Below are 21,772 nucleotides of genomic sequence, written 5' to 3'. Positions count from 1 at the left end.
CCCGCTGCCCGGAGGGCCCGCAGGTGCCTAGGGGCAACCGCCGCCTCGGGCGCGACGCCCGCTACTCCCGCTACGACGGCGGTCCCGACCCGCTCGCCCCGCCCGTCGACCTGGCCGAGGCGCTCGACGCCATCGGCGAGGACGTCATGGCGGGCACCTCGCCCGAGCGCGCGATGCGCGAGTTCCTCCGCCGCGGCGGCCGCGACGGCCAGGGTCTCGACGACCTCGCCGCCCGCGTCGCCGAGCGCCGGCGCGAGCTGACGCAGAACCACGGCCTCGACGGCACCCTCCGCGAGGTCCGCGAGCTGCTCGACCGCGCCGTCCTCGCCGAGCGCAAGCAGCTCGCCCGCGACACGCAGATGGACGACGGCGACCGCGCCCTCGCCGAGATCCAGCTCGACAGCCTCCCGCCCTCGCCCGCCGCCGCGGTCTCCGAGCTCTCGGACTACCGCTGGCAGAGCCCGGAGGCGCGCGCCGACTTCGAGAAGATCAAGGAGCTGCTCGGCGCCGAGATGCTCGAGCAGCGCTTCGAGGGCATGAAGCAGGCCCTCGAGAACGCGAGCGACGAGGACCGCGCGGCGATCGACGCGATGCTCCGCGACCTCAACCAGCTCCTCGAGGCGCACGCCCGCGGCGAGGACACCCCCGAGCAGTTCGACGCCTTCATGGCGCAGCACGGCGAGTACTTCCCCGAGCGGCCCGAGACCGTCGACGAGCTGATCGACGCCCTGGCCGCCCGCGCCGCCGCGGCCCAGCGGATGCGCAACTCGATGACCCAGCAGCAGCGCGACGAGCTCGACGCCCTCGCGCAGCAGGCCTTCGGCACGCCCGAGCTGATGCAGTCGCTCGGGCAGCTGGACGAGACCCTGCGGGGCCTGCGCCCCGGCGAGGACTGGGGCGGCTCCGAGCGGATGGACGGCGAGCAGGGCCTCGGCCTCGGCGACGGCACCGGCGTCTTCCAGGAGCTCGCCGACCTCGACGCGCTCGCCGACCAGCTCGCGCAGCCGCACGAGCGCTCGAACCTCGACGACCTCGACCTCGACCTGCTCGCCCGCCGCCTCGGCGACGACGCGGCGGTCGACGCGCAGACCCTCAAGCGCCTCGAGAAGGCGCTGCGCGACTCCGGGACCCTGCGCCGCGGCTCGGACGGCGCGCTCACCCTCACTCCGAAGGCCATGCGCCAGCTCGGCAAGGCGCTGCTGCGCGACATCGCCGACACGATGTCCGGCCGCCAGGGCGCGCGCGACGTGCGCCGGGCCGGCGCCGCGGGCGAGCGCTCCGGCGCGACCCGGCAGTGGGAGTTCGGCGACACCGAGGCGTGGGACGTCACCCGCACCCTCACCAACGCGCTGACCCGGACCGCCGGCGAGGGCCGCGAGACCGGCTCCGGCGTCCGGATCGAGATCGGCGACGTCGAGGTGCAGGAGACGGAGACGCGGACCCAGGCCTGCGTCGCCCTCCTCGTCGACACCTCGTTCTCGATGGCGATGGACGGCCGCTGGGTGCCGATGAAGCGCACCGCGCTCGCCCTGCACACCCTGATCTCGAGCCGGTTCCGCGGCGACGAGCTGCAGCTGATCGCGTTCGGCCGGCAGGCCGAGGTGATGGAGGTCGAGCAGCTCGTCGGCCTCGATGCGGAGTGGGAGAAGGGCACCAACCTGCACCACGCGCTGCTGCTGGCCAACCGGCACTTCCGCAAGCACCCGAGCGCGCAGCCGGTCCTGCTGATCGTCACCGACGGCGAGCCGACCGCGCACCTCGAGCCCGACGGGCAGATCTACTTCGACTACCCGCCGGACCCGGTGACCGTCGCCGTCTCCGTCCGCGAGCTCGACGCCTCCACCCGCCTCGGCGCGCACACCACGTTCTTCCGACTCGGCGACGACCCGGGGCTCGCCCGCTTCATCGACTCGCTGGCGCGGCGCGTCGGCGGCTCGGTCGTGAACCCGGAGGCGGACGACCTCGGTGCGGCCGTCGTGTCGTCGTACCTCGGCGCGCGCGGGGCGGCTCCCGGCGGGCGACCGCCCGGCGACGAGCTGTTCGGCCGCGGCTGGGGCTTCTAGAGCGTCGGGTGTCCGGGCGCCCGGTGCTCCCGGGCGCCCGGATCGCCGTCCGCGGCTAGAACAGCGGCCACGGCACGGCGGGCATGCTGCCGCGCGGTGCCGGGAAGCGGCCGGAGGAGCGGAGCCGGTCGCAGCGCTTGGCGAACGTCGCGATCTCCTCGTCCAGCAGCAGCTCGGACAGCGCCGCGCCGAGCGGCCCGTCGATCGCCGAGCGCAGTCGCTGCAGCGCGGACAGCTCGCCCTCGGTCAGCGGCTCGCCGACCCAGCCCCAGAGCACCGTCCGCAGCTTGTGCTCGACGTGGAAGGTCAGCCCGTGGTCGACGCCGTAGCGGTGGCCGCCCGGCATCTCGAGCACGTGACCGCCCTTGCGGTCCGCGTTGTTGACCACGACGTCGAAGACGGCCATCCGCCGCAGCGCCGCCGAGTCCTCGTGCACGAGCGAGATGTCGCGGTCCTCGGCGTCGCTGCCGTCGAGGACGTGCCGCCAGCCCTCGGGCACCGCGTCCGCGGGCACCAGGTCGACGGCGTCCTGCTCCGGATCGATGTCCTGCCAGAGCTGCACCATGCCGACGCCCAGCGGCCCCTCGCGGAGCCAGGTGCGCGGCACGACGTTCCAGCCCAGCGCCTCCGAGGCGAGGTAGGCCGAGACCTCGCGGCCCGCGAGCTGCCCGTCCGGGAAGTCCCAGAGCGGCTTCTCGCCGGCGACCGGCTTGTAGACGACGGAGGTGCCGCCGATGCTGCCGAGGAACGTCGCGTTCGAGGCGACCGTGATCCGGCCGGTCAGCTCCAGCTCGCCGCTCTGCAGCTCGGAGTCGGCGGGCAGCTCGATGCCGGGCTGCCCGGCGGCCGGCTCGGACGCGTCGGTCATGTCAGCGGGCAGTCGTGCCCGTCGGGGTCCATCGGCTCGCCGCAGCGCGGGCAGAGCGGACGGCCGGCGCCGACGATCTCGAGCGTGCGCTTGGCGAAGGCGCGGGCGGTGCCGACCGGGATGAGCACCTGCAGCATCTCGTCGGGCAGCGTGGGGGAGTCGTCGATGCTGAGGTCGTCCTCGTCGTCGCCCTCGACCACCGGGTACGCCTCGATGACGACCTGCGCCGTCGACGGATCCCAGCCGAGGCTGAGGCTGCCGACGCGGAACTCGGCGGCCACCGGCTGGTCGAGCGGCTCGTTGTCGACGAGCTCGGGCGGAGTGCCGGGCGGCACGCTCGCCGGGTTGCCCTCGGCGGACATCAGCTGGTCGAGGATCTCGTCGATCTTCTCCGCGAGCAGCGCCGACTGCTGCTTCTCCAGCCCGACGCTGACGACGCGCGGCCCGGTGCGGGCCTGCAGGTAGAAGGAGCGGGAGCCGGGGGAGCCGATCGTCCCCACGACGACGCGGTCCGGCCAGTCGAATCCGTGCACGATGGGCATGCCCCCAGTCTACGAGCGCCCGCCTGACCCGCCCCTGCACGCCGAGGAGACGCCCTTGCGGGCGCCGCCCCTTCCCACTGATCGAGCAGCCCGCGCAGCGGTCGCCCCATGCTGATCGAGTAGCCCGCGCAGCGGGCGTATCGAGATCCACCCCGCACACCATCAGCTGAGAGCGGTGTCCCTCCCCCCACAGCCGAGGCCCACCCCTCTCAGCCGATGTTCTGCGCCGCTACTCGTGCCCCGCCCCGCCCCCGACCGGCGCCTCGGCCTCGGCCGGCGCCGACGCCCGCAGCCAGCCCAGGTCGCCGGCCTCCGTGTTCATCGCGATCACGTCCGGCCGCCCCGCGCCGTAGCGGATGATCGACACCGACGCCGGCCCGACCGACAGCCGCTGGAAGAGGTCGAGGTGCATGCCGAGCGCGTCGGCGAGCACCGCCTTGATGATGTCGCCGTGGCTGACCGCCGCCCACACCGCGTTCGCCCCGTGCTCCGCCGCGACCGCCGCGTCGTGCCGCCGGATCGCGGCGACCGAGCGCGCCTGCATCCCGGCCAGACCCTCACCCCCGGGGAACACCGCCGCCGACGGCTGGTTCTGCACGACCGACCACATCGGCTCCTTGGCGAGGTCCCGGAGCGAGCGCCCCTGCCACTCGCCGTAGTCGCACTCGGTGATCCCCTTCTCGATCGGCGTCGCCGGTGAGCCGTCCTGCCGCTCCAGGAGGTACCGCGCCGTCTGCCGGCACCGCTCGAGCGGACTCGACACGACCGCGGCGAGCGGGACCGCGGCGAGCCGCTCCCCGGTGCGCGCGGCCTGCGTGCGCCCGACGTCGTCGAGCCGGACCCCGGCGGTGCGTCCGGCGAGGATCCCGGCGGTGTTGGCCGTGGTGCGCCCGTGACGGACGAGAAGGAGCGTGGGCATGCGGCTCAGCCTAGACACGCCCCCCTCCGCCCCTCCTCCGCGCGGCCCCGCCCCCTCCTCCCCGCGACTGATGCCGCGCGGCCCGCCCCTCGCTACCGTGGAGGAGCGGCCGCCCACCGCGGCCCCGAGGACACATGCACCGAAGGGACTCCCATGGACGGGACGAACGGCACGACGCCGACCGGCACCCCGCAGCACGCGACCGACTCCCCGCAGGACGGCGTCGATCGGCACGACGCGACCGCGGCCGTCGCGAGCCCGAGCACCGCGACCCCGGCCACCGCCACCCCCGCCCCCGCCTGGGCCGCCCCGGACGCCACCGGCCGCCAGGACGAGATCGCCCTCCGCATCCGCGGCCTCCGCAAGCGCTTCGGCGACAAGGAGGCCGTCGCCGGCATCGACCTCGATGTGCCGGCCGGCTCCTTCTTCGGCCTCGTCGGCCCCAACGGCGCCGGCAAGACGACCACCCTCTCGATGGCGACCGCCCTGCTCCGCCCCGACGCGGGCACCGTCACCATCCACGACGTCGACGTCTGGCGGGACACCCTCGAGGCCAAGCGGCTGATCGGCGTGCTCGCCGACGGCGTCAAGCTCTTCGACCGCCTCACCGGCCTGCAGCTGATCACCTACTACGGCCTGCTCTGCGGCATCGACCGCCCGACCGTCCTCGAGCGCGCCGACGACCTGCTCGCCCTGCTCGGCCTCGACCCCGCCGACCGCACCCTCGTCGTCGACTACTCCGCCGGCATGACCAAGAAGATCGCGCTCGCCTGCGCCCTGGTCCGCGCCCCGCGGCTGCTGGTGCTCGACGAGCCCTTCGAGTCCGTCGACCCGGTCTCCGCCGCGAACATCCGCGACATCCTCACCGGCTACGTCGCCTCCGGCGGCACCGTCATCGTCTCCAGCCACTCCATGGACCTCGTCGAGCGGATGTGCGACCGCGTCGCCGTCATCGCCGACGGCCGGGTCCTCGCCGCCGGAACGCTGGAGGAGGTCCGCGCCGGCTCCAGCCTCGAGGAGCGCTTCGTCGACCTCGTCGGCGGCCGCACCCACCAGGAGGGCCCGGCATGGTTGCGCATCTCCTGAGGCTGCGCCTGCTGCTGCTGCGCAACACGCTCACCCGCAACGTCTGGCAGCTGATCGGCGTGATCTTCGGCGGGCTCTACGCGGTCGGCGTGCTCGGCCTGGTGGTCGTCGGGCTGATCGCGCTCGGCGCCTCCGACCCGGCGTTCGCGAACGTCGCCCTGATCCTCGGCGGCTCCGCGCTGCTGCTGGGCTGGGTCCTCGGTCCGATCTTCGTCTCCGGCTCGGACCAGAGCCTGGACCTGCCGACCCTGGCGACCTTCCCGATCCCGCTCCGGACGCTGATGCTCGGCCTCGCCGCCGCGGGCCTCGCGGGCTTCCCCGGGATCGTCACCTCGCTGGGCGCGCTCGCCGCCGCGGCGGCCTGGTGGAGCAACCCCGTCGGCATCCTGCCCGGCCTCGTCTCGGCGGTCATCGGCGTCGCCACCTGCGTGGTCGCCTCGCGCCTCATCGGCGCCTTGACCACCGGCCTCGGCTCGAGCCGCCGCTACCGCGAGGTGATCGGCGGCGTCGTCCTGGTCGTCGTGATCCTGCTCGGACCGCTGTTCATCGGACTCACCACCGTGATCAGCGACGGCCTCGACATGCTCCCCGTCGTCGCCTCGGCCCTCGGCTGGTCGCCGCTCGGCGCGATCTGGGGCGTCCCCGGCGCGATCGTCGCGGGGGAGTGGGCGGTCGCCGTCGGCCGCTTCGCGATCGGCGTCGCCACGCTCGCCGCCGTGGTCTGGCTCTGGGCCCGGGCGCTGCGGCACGCGCTGGCCGAGCCGGCCGCGTCCTCCTCGCAGGTCGCCTCGGGCGCGCAGGGCATCGGTCTCCTCGGCCGCTTCCCCGGCACCCCGACCGGCGCGATCGCCGCGCGGGCCCTCGGCTACTGGTGGCGCGACCCGCGCTACAGCCGCGGACTGCTGGTGATCCCCGCGGTCGTCGTGCTGGCCGTCTTCTACAGCGCGCTGCAGGGCGGCGGCTCGATGCTGGTCGTCCTCTCCTCCCTCTTCATCGCGCTGATCTTCGGCGTGACCCTCTGCGCCGACGTCTCCTACGACGGCACCGCCTGGGCCGCGCACGTCAGCTCCGGAGTCGCCGGCTCGGCCGACCGCGCCGGCCGCGTCATCGCCGCCGGCCTCATCGGCGTGCCGGCCGTGCTGATCGTCACCGTCGGCACCTGCCTCTACGCGGGTCGGCCGGAGTCGATCCCCGCCGTCCTCGGCATGTCGCTCGCGTTGGTGCTCAGCGGCTTCGGCGTCTCGAGCGTGGCGTCCGCGCTGGTCGTCTACCCCGTGCCGGCCCCCGGCGACAGCCCGCTGAAGACCCCGCCCGGCTCCGGGATGATCTCGAGCGTCGTGATGCTCGGCAGCATGGGCGCCACCGTGGTGCTCTCCCTGCCCTCGCTGATCCTCGGCACGATCTCGCTGGTCGGCGGCAGCCTCGGCTTCGGCCTCGGCGCGCTCGCCGCCGCCGTGGTCCTCGGCGCCGTGCTCGCCCTGATCGGCATCCGCGTCGGCGGCCGCATCCTCGACCGCCGCGCCCCGGAGCTCCTCTCCGCCCTGGTGACCATCGGCTGACCCACCCCGCCCCCGGCCACCCCTCTCCCCACTCTCCAAAAGTTGCGGTAGTCGCGCCCGACTACCGCAACTCCTGGGCGCTCGCGAGCCTCCCCGTACGCCGCGACCCGTCGACAACGCAGTAGTTGCGGTAGTCGCCGTCGACCACCGCAACTTCTGGAGGGTCGCGCGGGCGCGCGGGCGTGGACCGGGCGAGCGGCCGAGAGCGGGACGGCCGGCGCGGCAGGATGGGGGCATGCGCAGCCTCGAAGTCCTCCTCGACCCGGAGTCGGAGGCGCGGATCCGCGGCCAGTGGGAGGCGCTCGAGGCGGCCGGCATCCCGAGCCTCGCGCTGCACACGTCCGCCAGCAACCGCCCGCACCTCACCCTCCTCGCCGGCCCCGAGCTGACACCGCCGCCGCCCGGCGCGCTCGGCGCGCTCCCGGCGACCGTCGAGCTCGGCGCCGTGCTGCTGTTCCCGCACGCCGGCCGATTCGTGCTGGCCTGGGGAGCCGTCCGCTCGCCCGCCTTCGACGCCCTGCACGCCCGCGCGACCGAGCTGATGCCCGGCGCCGTGCCCACCTCGCTGCCCGAGTCCTGGACACCGCACATCAGCGTGTCCCGCCGCCTCCGCGCCGAGCAGCTCGGCCGGGCCGTCCCCCTCCTCGGCGAGCCCTTCACCGTCGGCCTCGCGAGCATCCGCTTCTGGGACGGCGACACCAAGACCATCACCGACCTCTGACCCCGCCGGCCCCTCGCCGACCCCGCCGCCCCGCGCCCCGCCCGCCGGCTTCTGGCCCGCCCGCTCCCATCGACCTCCGGCTCGTGATTACACCCCCGGCTCGTGGAGTCGGGCGGTTCTTGCGTGCCGAAGATGCTTCCGCGTGCCGAAGCCGCGTATCGCCCATCTCCGGCTCGTGATTCCACCTCCGGCTCGCGGGATCGACCGATTCCCGCGTGCCCGAGGCCGTTCCGCGAGCCGGAGGCACCCCGGCGCCCGCCACTCCGCCGCGCCCGTCCCTCCTCCCCAGCCCCGCACCTGCCGCGACCCTCCCCAGAACGCCGTTCGCCCGGGGCCGCGTCGGAGGCGGCGGGTAGAGTTCCACGGGTGACTGAGCCGACCGCGACCGCCCTCTCGACCGCCGAGCGCCCCACCGCGGACGCCCCGGCCGGCTCCTCCGCCGCGGCCCAGGAGATCCTCGAGCGGGTCTTCGGCTACGGCTCGTTCCGCGGCGAGCAGCAGGCCATCGTCGAGCAGGTCATCGGCGGCGGCGACGCGGTCGTGCTGATGCCCACGGGCGGCGGCAAGTCGCTCTGCTACCAGATCCCGTCGATCGTCCGGCCCGGCACCGGCGTCGTCGTCTCGCCGCTGATCGCCCTGATGCAGGACCAGGTCGACGCCCTGCGCGCGAACGGCGTCCGCGCCGAGTTCCTCAACTCCACCCAGGACATGGGCGAGCGCCAGCGCGTCGAGCGCGCCTACCTCGACGGCGAGCTCGACCTCCTCTACGTCGCCCCCGAGCGCCTCGGCAACGAGGGCACCAAGCAGTTCCTCGCCCGCGGACGCATCGCCCTGTTCGCGATCGACGAGGCGCACTGCGTGAGCCAGTGGGGCCACGACTTCCGCCCCGACTACCTCGCCCTCGGCGAGCTGGCCGAGCGCTGGCCCGACGTCCCGCGCATCGCCCTCACCGCGACCGCCACCGAGGCGACCCACCGCGAGATCACCACCCGCCTGCACCTCGGCGCGGCCCGCCACTTCATCTCCAGCTTCGACCGCCCCAACATCCAGTACCGGATCGTCAACAAGGTCGAGCCGCGCAAGCAGCTGATCGACTTCCTCAAGCGCGAGCACGCCGACGACGCGGGCATCGTCTACGCGCTCTCCCGCAAGAGCGTCGAGGCGACGGCCGAGGCCCTGCGCGCGGCCGGCTTCGACGCGGTCGCGTACCACGCGGGTCTCGACGCCCGCGTCCGGGCCGCCGCGCAGTCGCGCTTCCTCCGCGAGGAGGGCGTCATCGTCTGCGCCACCATCGCCTTCGGCATGGGCATCGACAAGCCCGACGTCCGCTTCGTGGCGCACATCGACCTGCCGAAGTCGGTCGAGGGCTACTACCAGGAGACGGGTCGCGCCGGCCGCGACGGCCTGCCCTCCACCGCCTGGCTCGCCTACGGCCTGCAGGACGTCGTCCAGCAGCGCCGGATGATCGACGAGTCCCCGGGCGACCTCGCGCACCGGCGGCGGATGTCCGCGCACCTCGACGCGATGCTCGCCCTCTCCGAGACGGTGCAGTGCCGCCGGATGAACCTCCTCGCCTACTTCGGCCAGGAGAGCACCCCCTGCGGCAACTGCGACACCTGCCTCGAGCCGCCGGCCTCGTGGGACGGCACGGTCGCCGCGCAGAAGTTCCTCTCGACGGTGGTGCGGCTCAAGCGCGAGCGCAACCAGCAGTTCGGCGCCGGCCACATCATCGACATCCTGCGCGGCAAGACCACCCCGCGGACGACCCAGCACAAGCACGACTCGATCGCGACCTGGGGGATCGGCGCCGACCTCAGCGACACCCAGTGGCGCGGAGTCGCCCGCCAGCTCCTCGCGCAGAGCCTGCTCGGCGTGAACGACGACGGCTTCGGCACGCTCGTGCTGACCCCCGAGTCGTCGTCCGTGCTGAGCGGCGAGCGCAAGGTCGAGCTGCGGCAGGAGCCCGAGCGCCCCGCGCGCTCGAGCGGCTCGTCGCGCTCCGGCCGCTCCACCGTGTCCGACCTCTCGGCCGAGGCGCAGCCCCTGTTCGAGCGGCTCCGGGAGTGGCGCGTCGCTCAGGCCCGCGCGCAGTCGGTCCCGGCCTACGTCGTCTTCAACGACGCGACCCTCCGCGAGATCGCCACGGTCGAGCCGACCACCATCGACGCCCTCAGCGTCATCGGCGGCGTCGGCCAGAAGAAGCTGATCACCTACGGCGCGGCGGTGCTCGCCGTCGTCGCCGGCGAGACTCCCGTGATCGCCGAGCCCGACGAGAACCAGGAGGCGGCCCCCGCGAGGCGTCAGCCCGCAGCGCGGTCGACGGCCGGCCGGTCGTCCGGCGCCCGCCCGTCCTTCGGCGGCGAGCGGTCCGGCCCGCCCGTGTCCTCGGCCCCGCCGGAGGACGACTGGGTCCCGCCGGAGGAGCCCGACGAGGACCCCGGCTGGGACACCTACTGAGCCCGCCGCGGCGCTGAGCCCGAGGCGACGCTGATCTCGTGAACGGGCTGACCTCGCGGCGCCGACCCCGCGTCGACGCCGACTCCGCGGGGCCTCCCCGCGGTGGCGCCTGATCGGCTGTAGGGCCGAGCTGCGCCGCTCAGGACCCCGAGCCGACCGTCGCCATCCAGCCGCCGAGCACGGTGCAGCCGAACGACAGCGCGAGCCCCGCGATCGGCACCCAGAACGCGATCCGCCGCCGCACCAGCAGCACGATGGAGACTGCGACAGCCGCGAGGAACGGCACCCACACCCCGCCGGCCGCGACGAGCACGCCCCAGCCGATCAGGTCGCCATCGCAGTCGTTCGAGCCCCCGCAGGCGTCGCTCGCCATCGCGAAGAACAGACCGAAGTAGGACAGCAGCAGCGTCGCCCCGAGCGCGCACAGGATCAGCACCATCGTCAGCACGAGGTCCCAGACCCGCACCGGGCGCCGCTGCCGGGCCGCAGTCCACGGTGTACCGGGCCCCGAGGGCCGCGCCGACTCCAGCGCCTGCACCGACTCCATCGAGGTGGGCGGCCGCCAGTCCGGCCGGCTCTCGCGACGGGGCGGCGGGGGCGGAGGCAGCTGCGGCTCGCTCATGCCCCGAGCCTAGCCACGCCCCTCCCGCCACCCCAGGGCAGCGGTGGAGACGAGCGGAGCACGTCCCTCGTGAGCCTGCCGATCGACAAGGGTCGGATCCGACTCATGCTGGTCGAGTAGCCGCCGCAGGCGGCGTATCGAGACCCACCCGCTTCCATGCTGGTCGAGTAGCCCCGCAGGGGCGTATCGAGACCCACCCGCCCAGGCACTGAGGCTCCGCAGACCCGAGCCCCACCACCGGCGCATCCGCGTCCCGCTCCGCTGGCCGGTTCCGACAACCCGCCCCCGCCCGCTCCCGCCGCCCTTTGTGGCCGCGCGACGGAACGTTTCCGCGATCCGCCGACCCGACCTACCGTGCAGGAGCACCGCCTCCCGACGCACTGCAGCGACGGGATCGACCGCTCGATCCTCCGCTCCGGCCGATCGCGAGCGGTCCGAGCCGAAGACGGTCGAAGGGATCCTCCTCATGAGCACCACAGCGCCCCGCCCCCACTCCGCCGCCGACGCCGCCGACCGCGCCGGATCGCGCTCCCGGGTCCGCCGCTCCCGCTCCGGCCCGATCACCCCGCCGCCGCCCGTCGACGTGCTCGGCAGCGAGGTCGACGCCCGGCTCGACGAGGACGGCGCCCCCGGCGTCGACATCGCGGCCCTCGGCGAGCTGCTGCTCGGCGACTGGCGCGAGCAGCGCCTCGCCACCCGCGCCCTCACCTCCCGCCCCGAGCTGCACCGGACCGACGGCCTGCCGATGGCCGAGCACCGCGCCCGGGTCACGCAGCAGATGAGCATCCTCGCGGCGGAGGGCGGCGTGCACCGCGCCTTCCCGGTCGCGCTCGGCGGCGACGCCGATCACGGCGGCAACATCGCCGGCTTCGAGGAGCTGGTCACCGCCGACCCGTCGCTGCAGATCAAGTCGGGCGTGCAGTGGGGGCTCTTCGGCGCCGCCGTCCTGCACCTCGGCACGCAGCCGCACCACGAGAAGTGGCTGCCGGGCATCATGAGCCTCGAGATCCCCGGCGCCTTCGCGATGACCGAGACCGGGCACGGCTCCGACGTCGCCTCGATCGCGACCTCGGCGACCTTCGACGAGGAGGCCGGCGACTTCGTCCTGACCACCCCGTTCCGCGCCGCATGGAAGGACTACCTCGGCAACGCCGCCGTCGACGGCCGGGCCGCCGTCGTCTTCGCGCAGCTCGTCACCCGCGGCGTGAACCACGGTGTGCACGCGTTCTACGTGCCGATCCGCGACGAGGGGGGCGCGTTCCTCCCCGGCGTCGGCGGCGAGGACGACGGCCTCAAGGGCGGGCTGAACGGCATCGACAACGGCCGCCTGCACTTCGACCACGTCCGCGTGCCGCGCGAGAACCTGCTCAACCGCTACGGCGACGTCGCGGCCGACGGCAGCTACTCCTCGCCGATCGCGAGCCCGGGGCGTCGCTTCTTCACCATGCTCGGCACGCTCGTGCAGGGCCGCGTCTCGCTCGACGGCGCCTCGGTCGCCGCGTCGAAGATCGCGCTGACGATCGCGATCACCTACGGCGACCAGCGCCGCCAGTTCACCGGCGGCGGCGACCGCGAGGAGGTGCTGCTCGACTACCAGCGGCACCAGCGCCGACTGCTGCCGCGCCTGGCGACGACCTACGCGGCGGGCTTCGCGCACGACAGGCTGCTGCGCGCCTTCGACGACGTCTTCTCCGGCAGGAACGACACCGACGAGTCGCGGCAGGACCTCGAGACGCTCGCCGCGGGTCTCAAGGCGCTGTCCACCTGGCACGCCCTCGACACCCTGCAGGAGGCGCGCGAGGCCTGCGGCGGCGCCGGCTTCCTCGCCGAGAACCGGCTCACCCAGCTCCGCGCCGACCTCGACGTCTACGCGACGTTCGAGGGCGACAACACCGTGCTGCTGCAGCTCGTCGCCAAGCGACTGCTGACCGACGTCGGCCGCCGCTTCAAGAACGCGCAGCCGGGGGAGCTGGCCCGCTACGCGGTCGGCCAGGTCGCCGGAGCGACGGTCAACAACTCCGGACTGCGGCGGCTCGCGCAGGTCGTCGCCGACCGCGGCTCGACCGCCCGCTCCGTCGGCCAGCTCCGCGACGAGCAGCGCGAGCTGCTCACGGACCGCGTCGAGAGCATGGTCTCGGGAGTCGCGTCCCACCTGCGCTCGGCGTCGAAGCTGCCCGCCGACGAGGCCGCCCGCCTCTTCAACGCGCACCAGAGCGAGCTGATCGAGGCCGCCCGCGCGCACGCCGAGCTTCTGCAGTGGGAGGCGTTCACCGAGGCGCTCGCCACGATCGAGGACGACGGGACGCGCACGGTGCTGACCTGGCTCCGCGACCTCTTCGGCCTCGAGCTGATCGAGAAGCACCTCGCCTGGTACCTGCTGCACGGCCGGCTCTCGTCGCAGCGGGCGCTCGCGGTGACCTCCTACATCGACCGCCTGCTCGCGCGCCTGCGCCCGCACGCCGGCGATCTGGTCGCCGCGTTCGGCTACCGCCCCGAGCACATCCGCGCGTCGATCGCGAGCGGCGCCGAGGCGACCCGCCAGGAGGAGGCGCACGCCTGGTACGAGGCCGCCCGCGCGGACGGCACCCTCCCCACCCCCGAAAAGTCCCCCAAGCGCTGACCCCCTCCGCGAGATGCCACTTGTGCACGCGACACGCCGTGAGAAGCGTGCACAAGTGGCATCTCGCGGCCTGCGTCAGCGCCCCAGGAAGGCCAGGGCGGCGTCGCGCTCGGCGCGGAGCTCGAGGACGGACTCGTCGATCTTTGCGCGCGAGTGAGCGTCGATCTCCAGGCCCGGGATGATGCGCCACTCGCCGTCGACGGAGCGGACGGGGAACGAGGAGATCAGGCCCTCCTCCACACCGTAGGATCCGTCCGACTCGACCGCCGCGGAGGTCCACTCGGTGCCGGTGACCCAGTCGTGCACGTGGTCGATCGCGGCGGACGCGGCCGAGGCGGCGGAGGAGGCACCGCGCACCTCGATGATCTCGGCGCCGCGCTTGGCGACCCGCGGCTCGAACTCCTCGTGCAGCCAGGCGGTGTCGAGGAGGTCTGTGACGGGCCGGCCGTCGACGACCGCGTGGCTGACGTCCGGGTACTGCGAGGCGGAGTGGTTGCCCCAGATCGTGACGCCGGAGATCGCGTCGACCGGAGCATCGAGCTTCGCGGCGAGCTGCGCGACGGCGCGGTTGTGGTCGAGGCGGGTCATCGCGGTGAAGCGCCCGGCCGGGATGTCCGGGGCGCTCGCGCGGGCGATCCAGGCGTTGGTGTTGGCCGGGTTGCCGACCACGAGCACGCGGATGTCGTCGGCGGCGTGCCCGTTGAGCGCGGCCCCCTGCGGACCGAAGATGCCGGCGTTCGCCGCGAGGAGGTCGGCGCGCTCCATGCCTGCCGAGCGCGGGCGGGCGCCGACGAGCAGGGCGACGCTCGCGCCGTCGAACGCGGCGGCCGGGTCGTCGGTGACCTCGATGCCGCGCAGCAGCGGGAATGCGCCGTCCTGCAGCTCGAGCGCGGTGCCGGCCGCGGAGCGCAGGCCGGCGGGGATCTCGAGGAGGCTCAGCCGGACCGGGACGTCGGGCCCGAGGAGCTGCCCGGAGGCGATGCGGAACAGGAGCGCGTAGCCGATCGCGCCTCCCGCTCCCGTGACGGCGACGGTGACGGGGGTGCGCTGCATGCTCATGCGGCCGACGCTAGTCCGGCCGCCTGCGCACCGCATCGGAAGCGGGGTCCAGAGACGCGCTGCGCTCCTCGACCCGCACAAGGAGCGGCTGTCGCCGCGCTCTCCCTCCCGCGCCCGTGCCTGCTGTCGCTCTCCCTCGCCGCCGCGCTCCCGTGCATGCTGGTCGAGCAGCCGCGGCACGCGGCGTACCGAGACCCCACCCCTTCGATCCTTGACCGTTAGACCTCTAACCATTAGTCTTCTGAGCATGCACGAACCCCGCGACCGCCCCACCTCCGGACTCGAGCTCGTCCGCTGGCTCGCGTGGGCGCAGCGCAAGGCCGGCGAGGACTGGATCCGCGCCCGCGAGCTCAGCCACGAGCAGGCCTTCGTCCTCGGCTACCTCGCGCAGACGCCCGGCGTCATCCAGCGCGAGATCGCCGAGGTCAGCCGCACGAGCCCCGCGAGCGTCACGAGCCTCCTGCAGGGGCTCGAGCGCCGCGGTCTCGTCGAGCGGCGCACCGAGGGAGGCGACGACCGCCGCAAGCGGGTCTACGCGACTCCCGCGGGCGCCGAGCTCATCGCCGGGTTCGAGGAGGCCATGCTCGCCGCCGACGAGACCCTCCTCGCACCCCTCGACCCCGAGGAGCGCGCCACCCTGCAGGCGCTCCTGACCAAGATCACCGCGGTCCTCCCGCCCCCCACCCGCTAGGCGTCCGGGCGCTCCGCCCCCGCCTCCCGTTCCGCCCCTCCGCGCGCGCCGCTCCCTCGCGCGCCTCCTCACCGCGCCCTCCGTGGTGCCCCGACCGCGCCCTCCTCGGCGCGCCCTCCCTCCTCGCGCCGTGCCGGCGACCCTCGGCGCGCGCTCGACCCTGCCCGGAAGAAGCCCGCCCATGTCCTGCAACAGCACCCCCAGCACCGACACCCCCAACGCCGCCATCGACACCCCCACCCCGCCCCCCGCCGCCCCCGGCTCAAACCGCTGGTACCTCTCCTCCGCCCCGATCGTCCGCGCGCTCGTGCACCTCTGCGTGCCGATGGCCGCCGCGATGATCGTCTCCGCCGTCTACAGCGTCATCAACGCCGGCGTCGTCGGCTCGCTGCACGACGCGACCCTGCTCGCCGCGATCACCCTCGGCTCCCCGCTGCTCGGGCTGGTGATGGCCGTCGGCGGAGTCTTCGGGGTCGGCGGCAGCGCGCTCATCTCGCGCCTGCTCGGCGCCTCCGAGCGCGACCCCGCGCAGGCCGGCGAGATCAAGCACGTCGCCTCCTTCGCGCTCTGGGGCTCGATCCTGACCGGCGCGGTCCTCGGCGGCCTCGGCCTGCTCCTGCTCGGCCCGCTGGTCGCGCTCCTCGGCGCCGACCCGACCACGGCGGCCGCGACCGGCGCCTTCACCGCGGTCACCCTCGCCTTCGTGCCCGTGCTCGCCGCCTCCTTCTGCCTCGAGCAGCTGGTGCGGGCGGAGGGCGCGGCCCGCCAGGTCATGATCGGCCTGCTCCTCTCGACCGTCGCGAACCTCCTCCTCGACGTCCTCTTCATCCTGGTGCTGCACCTCGGCGTCGCCGGGGCGGCGCTCGCCGTGGGCCTCGCCAACCTGCTCGTCGTCGGCTACTTCGCCCTCTGGCTCCAGCGCCGGAGCGAGCACATCGACCTCTCGCCGCGCTGGTTCACCTTGCGCGCGAGCGTGCTGAAGCCCGTCTTCGGCGTCGGCGCCGGCGAGCTGCTGCAGTCGGGCTTCCTGATCGTGACCGCGCTCGTGCTCAACAACCTCGCCGCGGCCTACGGCGACGGACCGCTCGCGGCCATGGGTGTCGCGGTCCGCATCGCCCAGGTCCCCGAGTTCCTGGTGATGGGCATCACCCTCGGCGTGCTGCCGCTGCTCGCCTACTCCTACGGCAAGGGCGACCGCGAGCGCCTTCGCGCGGCGGTCCGCGGGGCCGCCGTCGCGGTCGGGACGATCACCGTGCTCGCGGCCGCCGCTCTCTGGCTGCTGCACGAGCCGGTGCTCGCGGTCTTCGCCGACGACCCCGCCGTGCTGACCCTCGGCGCCGTGGTGCTCGCGGCGCAGCTCGTGGCGATGATCGCGAACGGCTTCGCGGGGCTGCTCACCTCGCTGTTCCAGGCCACCGGCCGCGCTCTCGCGGCGACCACCATGTCGCTCACCCAGGGCGTCCTCTTCGTCCCGGTCGTGCTGCTCGGGAACCTCTGGTTCGGTCTCGGCGGCATCATCTGGGCGCTGACCGCCACCGAGGTGCTCGTCCTCGTCGCCGGAGCCGTGCTCTGGCTCGCCTCCCGCCGCGCGATCGATCGCGGCCTGGCCGAGGGCGACGCCGAGCGCGCCGAGGCGGTCCTCGAACAGGCCTGACGCCGCCCCGGATGCGCAACCCCCGGGCGCATCCGGGGCCGGGCCGCGTGAAATCGCCTCCCCCGACCCTGATCGTCAGTAGTGTGCGGCCCATGCGCACTCTGTACCCCGAGATCGAGCCCTTCCACACCGGGATGCTCGACGTCGGCGACGGCCACGAGATCTACTGGGAGGCCTCGGGCAACCCCGAGGGCAAGCCCGTCGTCTTCCTGCACGGCGGACCGGGCGCCGGCGCCTCGGCCACCCACCGCCGCCTGTTCGACCCGGAGAAGTACCGGATCGTGCTCCTCGACCAGCGGATGTGCGGCCGCTCCATCCCGCACGCGAGCGAGCCGGACGCCGACCTCTCGACCAACACCACCTGGTACCTGGTCTCCGATCTCGAGAAGCTCCGCGAGCACCTCGACATCGAGCGCTGGCAGGTCTTCGGCGGCTCCTGGGGCTCCACGCTGGCCCTCGCCTACGCCGAGTCGCACCCCGAGCGCGTCACCGAGATCGTCCTCCGCGGGATCTTCACCCTCCGCCGGGCCGAGCTCGAGTGGTTCTACGAGGGCGGCGCCGCCGCGGTCTACCCGGACCTCTGGGAGGGCTACACCTCGGTGATCCCGGCGGGCACGAGCGGCAGCCTGATCGAGGCCTACTACCGGCTGCTGCACGACGCCGACCCGGCCGTGCACGGCCCCGCCGGCGTCGCCTGGACCACCTGGGAGTCCTCGACCATCACGCTCCTGCAGAAGCCGGAGATGATCGAGGCGTGGTCCGACCCCGCCTTCGCCCTGGCCTTCGCGCGGATCGAGAACCACTACTTCGTGCACAAGGGCTGGCTCGAGGAGGGGCAGCTGATCCGCGACGTCGGCGCGCTCCGCGGCATCCCGGCCGTCATCGTCCAGGGCCGCTACGACATGTGCACGCCCGCGTTCACCGCGTGGGACCTGCACCGGGCCTGGCCCGAGGCGGACTTCCACCTGATCCCGGACGCCGGCCACGCGTTCGACGAGCCGGGCATCCTCGACGCCCTCATCGAGGCGACCGACCGCTTCGCCTCCTGAGCCGATCAGCGGCTCCGTCCCGCCCGGCCGGCGGGGCGGACTAGCCTGGGCGGATGCGCGCGGACGACGACAAGGGGATGGACGGCTGGCCCACCGGCCGCCTCCTCGCCACGGCGTCCCGGATGGTCGAGCACGCCTGGCACGGCGCGCTCGCCGAGATCGGCCTCACCCACGCGGGGCTGGTCGTGCTGCACCTGCTGCAGGCCGGGCCGGCCGCGCAGAAGGAGCTCGCCGCCTCCGCGCACGTCGAGGTGCAGACCATGTCGCGCACGATCGAGCGCCTCGAGCGCGAGGGGCACGTCTCCCGCGTGAGCGACTCCGCCGACCGCCGTCGGCAGCTGGTGTCGCTGACGGACAAGGGCCGCGAGGCCTGGCAGCGCGCGCACCGGCTCGAGGTCGACATGCTGCCCGGGACCCTCGATCACGGTCCGCTGCGCGAGGCGCTGCTCGACATCATCCGCGACGCCAGCGAGTCGCGCTGGGGCTGATCCGGCCGAGCCGCGGGGGCCGTCCGCAACCCCGGGCAGCGTGTCCTCGGTCGGCGCTAGTTTGACCGCATGACCTTCAACGACGACTCCCAGCTCAGCGGCGGCAAGGTCCGCCGGCGCGGTCGCACCACCGGCATCGCGGTCGGCGGAGGCGCCGTGGGCGTCGTCGTCCTCGCCCTGCTCTCGCAGCTGCTCGGCGTCGACCTGTCCGGGCTCGGCGGTCTCGTCGGCGGTGGCGGCGGATCCTCGCCGGAGCAGATCACCAGCACGGCCGTCGCCTGCGAAAGCGGCGCCGATGCCAACGCCGAGGTCGACTGCCGGCTCGAGGGCGCGGCGGAGTCGCTCGACCGCTACTGGGCCGGCGCGGCGGGCTCCGTCGGGGCGACCTACACGACGACCGGCGGAGTGATCGTCTTCGAGGACCAGACCAGCACCGGCTGCGGCAACGCCACTGCCGCGGTGGGCCCGTTCTACTGCCCGCCGGACCAGACGATCTACCTCGACACCGACTTCTTCGACGAGCTGCGCACCCGTTTCGACACCTCGGGCGGCTCGCTCGCGCAGATGTACATCCTGGCCCACGAGTGGGGCCACCACATCCAGAGCCTGACCGGCGCGATGGAGTCGGCCGACCGCAGCGGCACCGGCCCGGACTCCGACTCCGTGCGCCTCGAGCTGCAGGCCGACTGCTACGCCGGCGCCTGGGTCGGCGACGCCTCGACCGTGCCCGACGAGACCGGGACCCCCTATCTCAAGCCCGTGACGCAGGAGCAGTACCGCGACGCCCTGAGCGCCGCCGCGGCCGTCGGCGACGACCGCATCCAGGAGCAGGCGACCGGCACCGTCGACCCCGAGGGCTGGACCCACGGCTCCGCCGAGCAGCGCCAGCGCTGGTTCCAGGCCGGCTTCGACGCCGACGCCACCGCCTGCGACACCTTCGCCGTCGCGGGCTCCGCCCTCTGACCCCACCCCGGAGCGGCCCCGCGTTCATGCTGGTCGAGCAGCCCCGAAGGGGCGTATCGAGACCAGCCGTCCCAGACACGGTGGATCTCGATACGGTCGCTCCGCGCCCTACTCGATCAGCAAGCAGCTCATGCTGGTCGAGCAGCCGGGCAGCGGCGTATCGAGACCCCCCCACCCGCCTCAGCTCACCGAGTCGCTCGGCTCTTCCATGTACCACTCCGTGAAGGAGCACGCCCGCCCGTCCTCCGCGAAGCGGATCACCCACAGGTTCAGGTACGTGCGGTCCGACGGGTAGATGGTCCGCGCCTCCACCACCGCCGTGGTCTCCGTCAGCGCGACGAGCCCCCACGCGAACGTCGGGTCGTCCGGCTCGCTCTCCGCGACCCACCACTCCACGATCGCCTCCCGCGGGGTGATCGCCTCCGCGTACGGCGCCGTGAAGTACTCCGCGCCCTCGGTGAAGAGCGCCGCCACATCCGCGGGGTCGTCCGTCGCCCAGGCCTTCTCGTAGCCGGCGATCCAGCTCTCGATCTCGATCATGCGCCCATCCTCGTCCCGCCCGCGGCAGCCCGGTAGAGCGATCGGGAAGGTTTCCGAGCATCGGTCGGTTCGGCTCAGAGGCCCGGCGATGCAAAGCTGAGCAATACGACCCGCCCTGCAGGACGCCGGACCTCCGGCGTCCCGCTCCTGCACGCCGCCGACACGAAGGACCGCAGTGCCCGACTCCGACAGACGCTCGCTCACCCGCTCGCCCAGCCCCCGCCTGATCACCGCCGTCCTCGCCTTCGCGGGGATGAGCGCGTCGTTCATGCAGACGCTGGTCGTCCCGATCCAGTCGGAGCTGCCCACCCTGCTCGGCGCCGACCGGAGCGAGACCGCCTGGGTGATCACCGCGACCCTGCTCAGCGCCTGCATCCTCACCCCGGTCTCCGGGCGTCTCGGCGACCTCTACGGCAAGCGCCGGATGGCCCTCGCCGCGCTCGTCGTCCTCGTGCTCGGCTCGATCGTCTGCGCCTTCGCGGACGACGTCTGGACGCTCGTGGTCGGCCGCGCCCTCCAGGGAGCGGTGATGGGCGTCATCCCGCTCGGCATCTCGATCCTCCGCGACACCCTGCACCGCGACCGCCTGCCCGGCGCGATCGCCCTCGTCAGCGCCACGCTCGGCATCGGCGGCGCGCTCGGCCTGCCGCTCAGCGCCCTGGTCGCCGAGAACCTCGACTGGCACGTGCTGTTCTGGATGTCCGCCGGACTCGGCGTCCTCGACATCGTCCTCGTGCTCCTCGTCATCCCGGTCTCGACCCTGCGCTCGCCCGGCCGCTTCGACGTCGTCGGCACGATCGGCCTCGCGATCGGACTCAGCGGCATCCTGATCGCCGTCTCCCGCGGCAACGACGCGGGCTGGACGAGCCCCGGCATCCTCGGCTCCGGCCTCGGCGGCGTCGCGGTCCTGCTGATCTGGGGCTGGTACGAGCTGCGCCAGGAGAGCCCGCTCGTCGACCTCCGGGTCGCCGCCCGCCCCGCGGTGCTGTTCACCAACCTCGCCTCGGTGGCCGTCGGCTTCGCCTTCTTCGGCGCGCAGATCACCCTGCCGCAGCGCCTCGAGCTGCCGGCCGCGTCGGGCGTCGGCTTCGGCCTCAGCCTGATCGTGGCGAGCCTGGTCTTGGCGCCCTCGGGCCTGGCGATGATGGCGACCTCGCCGCTCGCCGCCCGGCTCTCGGCGCAGTCCGGACCGCGCCTGGTGCTGGTGTCGGGAGCCGCACTGATCGCCGTGTCCTACCTGCTGATCCTCCCGTTCGGCGCGGAGGTCTGGCAGATCCTCGTGATCAACGCGCTGATCGGCGTCGGCCTCGGCCTCGCCTACGCCGCGATGCCGACCCTGATCATGCACGCGGTCCCGGCCTCCGAGACCGCGGCGGCGAACGGTTTGAACTCACTGATGCGCACGCTCGGCACGACGCTCTCCTCCGCGGTCACCGCGGCCGTGCTGGCGCAGCTGACCGTCTCGGTCGGCGCCGTCGATCTGCCGAGCTCGGAGGCGTTCGAGACGACGTTCGTCATCGGCGCGATCGGCGCGGTGGTCGCCGTGGTGCTCGGACTGCTGATCCCGAAGGTGTCCCGCCCGGAGGTGCGTCCGGCGCTGCCCTGACCGGTGCTTCCGGCCGGCGCGCTCGCCCGAGCGTCGCGCAGCCCGCCGTGCTCACTCCTCGTCGAGGAGCAGGCGCTCGATCTGCAGCTCGCGCAGGCGCACGGTCGCCAGCTGGTTCTCGCGCGCGGCGATCGCGAGCCGGCAGAGCAGCACGGCGAGCACGAGCACGATCACGACGACCGCGATGGCCGCGACGATGTAGAGGATGCCGAAGACGTTCAGAGCGGAGAACATCCTCCGACGCTAGCCAGCGGACATCGAGCGG

At 73.8% G+C, this 21,772-nt stretch carries 19 protein-coding genes; 12 read left to right on the top strand and 7 right to left on the bottom strand.

Annotated elements, in window-relative coordinates; translation table 11 throughout:
- The first annotated feature begins 23 nt into the window (after positions 1–23).
- Complete coding sequence (locus MT350_RS13200) at positions 24–2,063, top strand: VWA domain-containing protein (RefSeq protein WP_243616076.1); 2,040 nt, start codon at positions 24–26, stop codon at positions 2,061–2,063.
- A gap of 55 nt (positions 2,064–2,118) precedes the next feature.
- Here the strand turns inward: MT350_RS13200 and MT350_RS13195 are convergent, their stop codons facing one another.
- The 3 genes from MT350_RS13195 to MT350_RS13185 form a co-directional block, all read right to left on the bottom strand.
- Positions 2,119–2,931: an SCO1664 family protein gene (locus tag MT350_RS13195; RefSeq protein WP_243616075.1), complete on the bottom strand. Its 813-nt coding sequence runs from the start codon at positions 2,929–2,931 to the stop codon at positions 2,119–2,121.
- Positions 2,928–3,473 (bottom strand): DUF3090 domain-containing protein, encoded by a 546-nt coding sequence (locus MT350_RS13190; RefSeq protein ID WP_243616074.1) that lies wholly within the window; start codon positions 3,471–3,473, stop codon positions 2,928–2,930. The genes MT350_RS13195 and MT350_RS13190 overlap by 4 nt, the downstream gene beginning before the upstream one ends.
- A 229-nt stretch (positions 3,474–3,702) precedes the next feature.
- Entirely contained in the window at positions 3,703–4,392 is a 690-nt protein-coding gene (locus tag MT350_RS13185; RefSeq protein ID WP_243598124.1) for a histidine phosphatase family protein, read from the bottom strand.
- A 153-nt stretch (positions 4,393–4,545) separates the two neighbouring features.
- On the opposite strand from MT350_RS13185, the gene MT350_RS13180 reads away from it, so the two are divergent.
- The 4 genes from MT350_RS13180 to recQ all read left to right on the top strand — a co-directional run bounded on the left by MT350_RS13180 (position 4,546) and on the right by recQ (position 10,215).
- Positions 4,546–5,478, top strand: a complete 933-nt coding sequence (locus MT350_RS13180) for an ABC transporter ATP-binding protein (protein WP_243598125.1) — start codon at positions 4,546–4,548, stop codon at positions 5,476–5,478.
- Positions 5,460–7,037, top strand: a complete 1,578-nt coding sequence (locus MT350_RS13175) for a transporter (protein ID WP_243598126.1) — start codon at positions 5,460–5,462, stop codon at positions 7,035–7,037. Before MT350_RS13180 ends, MT350_RS13175 begins: the two co-directional genes overlap by 19 nt.
- 235 nt (positions 7,038–7,272) lie before the next feature.
- Positions 7,273–7,758 (top strand): 2'-5' RNA ligase family protein, encoded by a 486-nt coding sequence (locus MT350_RS13170; protein ID WP_243598127.1) that lies wholly within the window; start codon positions 7,273–7,275, stop codon positions 7,756–7,758.
- Positions 7,759–8,124: 366 nt separating this feature from the next.
- Positions 8,125–10,215 carry a DNA helicase RecQ gene (gene recQ, locus MT350_RS13165; protein ID WP_374204625.1) on the top strand — a complete coding sequence of 697 codons (2,091 nt, stop codon included), beginning with the start codon at positions 8,125–8,127 and terminating at the stop codon, positions 10,213–10,215.
- A 139-nt stretch (positions 10,216–10,354) separates the two neighbouring features.
- On the opposite strand, the gene MT350_RS13160 is transcribed toward recQ, so the two are convergent.
- Entirely contained in the window at positions 10,355–10,837 is a 483-nt protein-coding gene (locus MT350_RS13160; RefSeq protein WP_243598128.1) for a DUF6264 family protein, read from the bottom strand.
- Positions 10,838–11,303: 466 nt separating this feature from the next.
- Between MT350_RS13160 and MT350_RS13155 the strand changes: the two genes are divergently transcribed.
- Positions 11,304–13,457, top strand: coding sequence for an acyl-CoA dehydrogenase (locus MT350_RS13155; RefSeq protein WP_243598129.1), 2,154 nt, complete (start codon positions 11,304–11,306; stop codon positions 13,455–13,457).
- A 75-nt stretch (positions 13,458–13,532) separates the two neighbouring features.
- Here the strand turns inward: MT350_RS13155 and MT350_RS13150 are convergent, their stop codons facing one another.
- Positions 13,533–14,510 (bottom strand): malate dehydrogenase, encoded by a 978-nt coding sequence (locus MT350_RS13150; RefSeq protein WP_308197299.1) that lies wholly within the window; start codon positions 14,508–14,510, stop codon positions 13,533–13,535.
- A 253-nt stretch (positions 14,511–14,763) separates the two neighbouring features.
- Here MT350_RS13150 and MT350_RS13145 point away from each other — a divergent pair, with 253 nt between their 5' ends.
- The 5 genes from MT350_RS13145 to MT350_RS13125 all read left to right on the top strand — a co-directional run bounded on the left by MT350_RS13145 (position 14,764) and on the right by MT350_RS13125 (position 19,361).
- Positions 14,764–15,207, top strand: coding sequence for a MarR family winged helix-turn-helix transcriptional regulator (locus MT350_RS13145; protein ID WP_243598131.1), 444 nt, complete (start codon positions 14,764–14,766; stop codon positions 15,205–15,207).
- 181 nt (positions 15,208–15,388) lie between these two features.
- Positions 15,389–16,861 carry an MATE family efflux transporter gene (locus MT350_RS13140; protein ID WP_243598132.1) on the top strand — a complete coding sequence of 491 codons (1,473 nt, stop codon included), beginning with the start codon at positions 15,389–15,391 and terminating at the stop codon, positions 16,859–16,861.
- Positions 16,862–16,953: 92 nt separating this feature from the next.
- The gene (gene pip / locus MT350_RS13135) at positions 16,954–17,910 is read left to right on the top strand and encodes a prolyl aminopeptidase (RefSeq protein ID WP_243598133.1); all 957 of its coding nucleotides are present in this window, start codon (positions 16,954–16,956) and stop codon (positions 17,908–17,910) included.
- 53 nt (positions 17,911–17,963) lie between these two features.
- The gene (locus MT350_RS13130; RefSeq protein WP_123732676.1) at positions 17,964–18,398 is read left to right on the top strand and encodes a MarR family winged helix-turn-helix transcriptional regulator; all 435 of its coding nucleotides are present in this window, start codon (positions 17,964–17,966) and stop codon (positions 18,396–18,398) included.
- A gap of 69 nt (positions 18,399–18,467) precedes the next feature.
- The gene (locus MT350_RS13125; RefSeq protein ID WP_243616073.1) at positions 18,468–19,361 is read left to right on the top strand and encodes a neutral zinc metallopeptidase; all 894 of its coding nucleotides are present in this window, start codon (positions 18,468–18,470) and stop codon (positions 19,359–19,361) included.
- A 180-nt stretch (positions 19,362–19,541) separates the two neighbouring features.
- Here MT350_RS13125 and MT350_RS13120 read toward each other — a convergent pair whose 3' ends face one another.
- Positions 19,542–19,901, bottom strand: a complete 360-nt coding sequence (locus tag MT350_RS13120) for a nuclear transport factor 2 family protein (RefSeq protein WP_123446815.1) — start codon at positions 19,899–19,901, stop codon at positions 19,542–19,544.
- A gap of 175 nt (positions 19,902–20,076) precedes the next feature.
- On the opposite strand from MT350_RS13120, the gene MT350_RS13115 reads away from it, so the two are divergent.
- Positions 20,077–21,507: an MFS transporter gene (locus tag MT350_RS13115; protein ID WP_243581140.1), complete on the top strand. Its 1,431-nt coding sequence runs from the start codon at positions 20,077–20,079 to the stop codon at positions 21,505–21,507.
- 51 nt (positions 21,508–21,558) lie between these two features.
- On the opposite strand, the gene MT350_RS13110 is transcribed toward MT350_RS13115, so the two are convergent.
- On the bottom strand, positions 21,559–21,741 hold the full coding sequence (locus MT350_RS13110; RefSeq protein ID WP_123446814.1) for a hypothetical protein: 183 nt from the start codon (positions 21,739–21,741) through the stop codon (positions 21,559–21,561).
- Positions 21,742–21,772: the final 31 nt, after the last annotated feature.

It is taken from the genome of Rathayibacter sp. VKM Ac-2928, from assembly GCF_022815545.1.
GTDB classification, from domain to species: Bacteria; Actinomycetota; Actinomycetes; order Actinomycetales; family Microbacteriaceae; genus Rathayibacter; species Rathayibacter festucae.
Note: the sequence above shows the minus strand (reverse complement) of the source record. Positions and strands in the feature narration are given on the sequence as shown.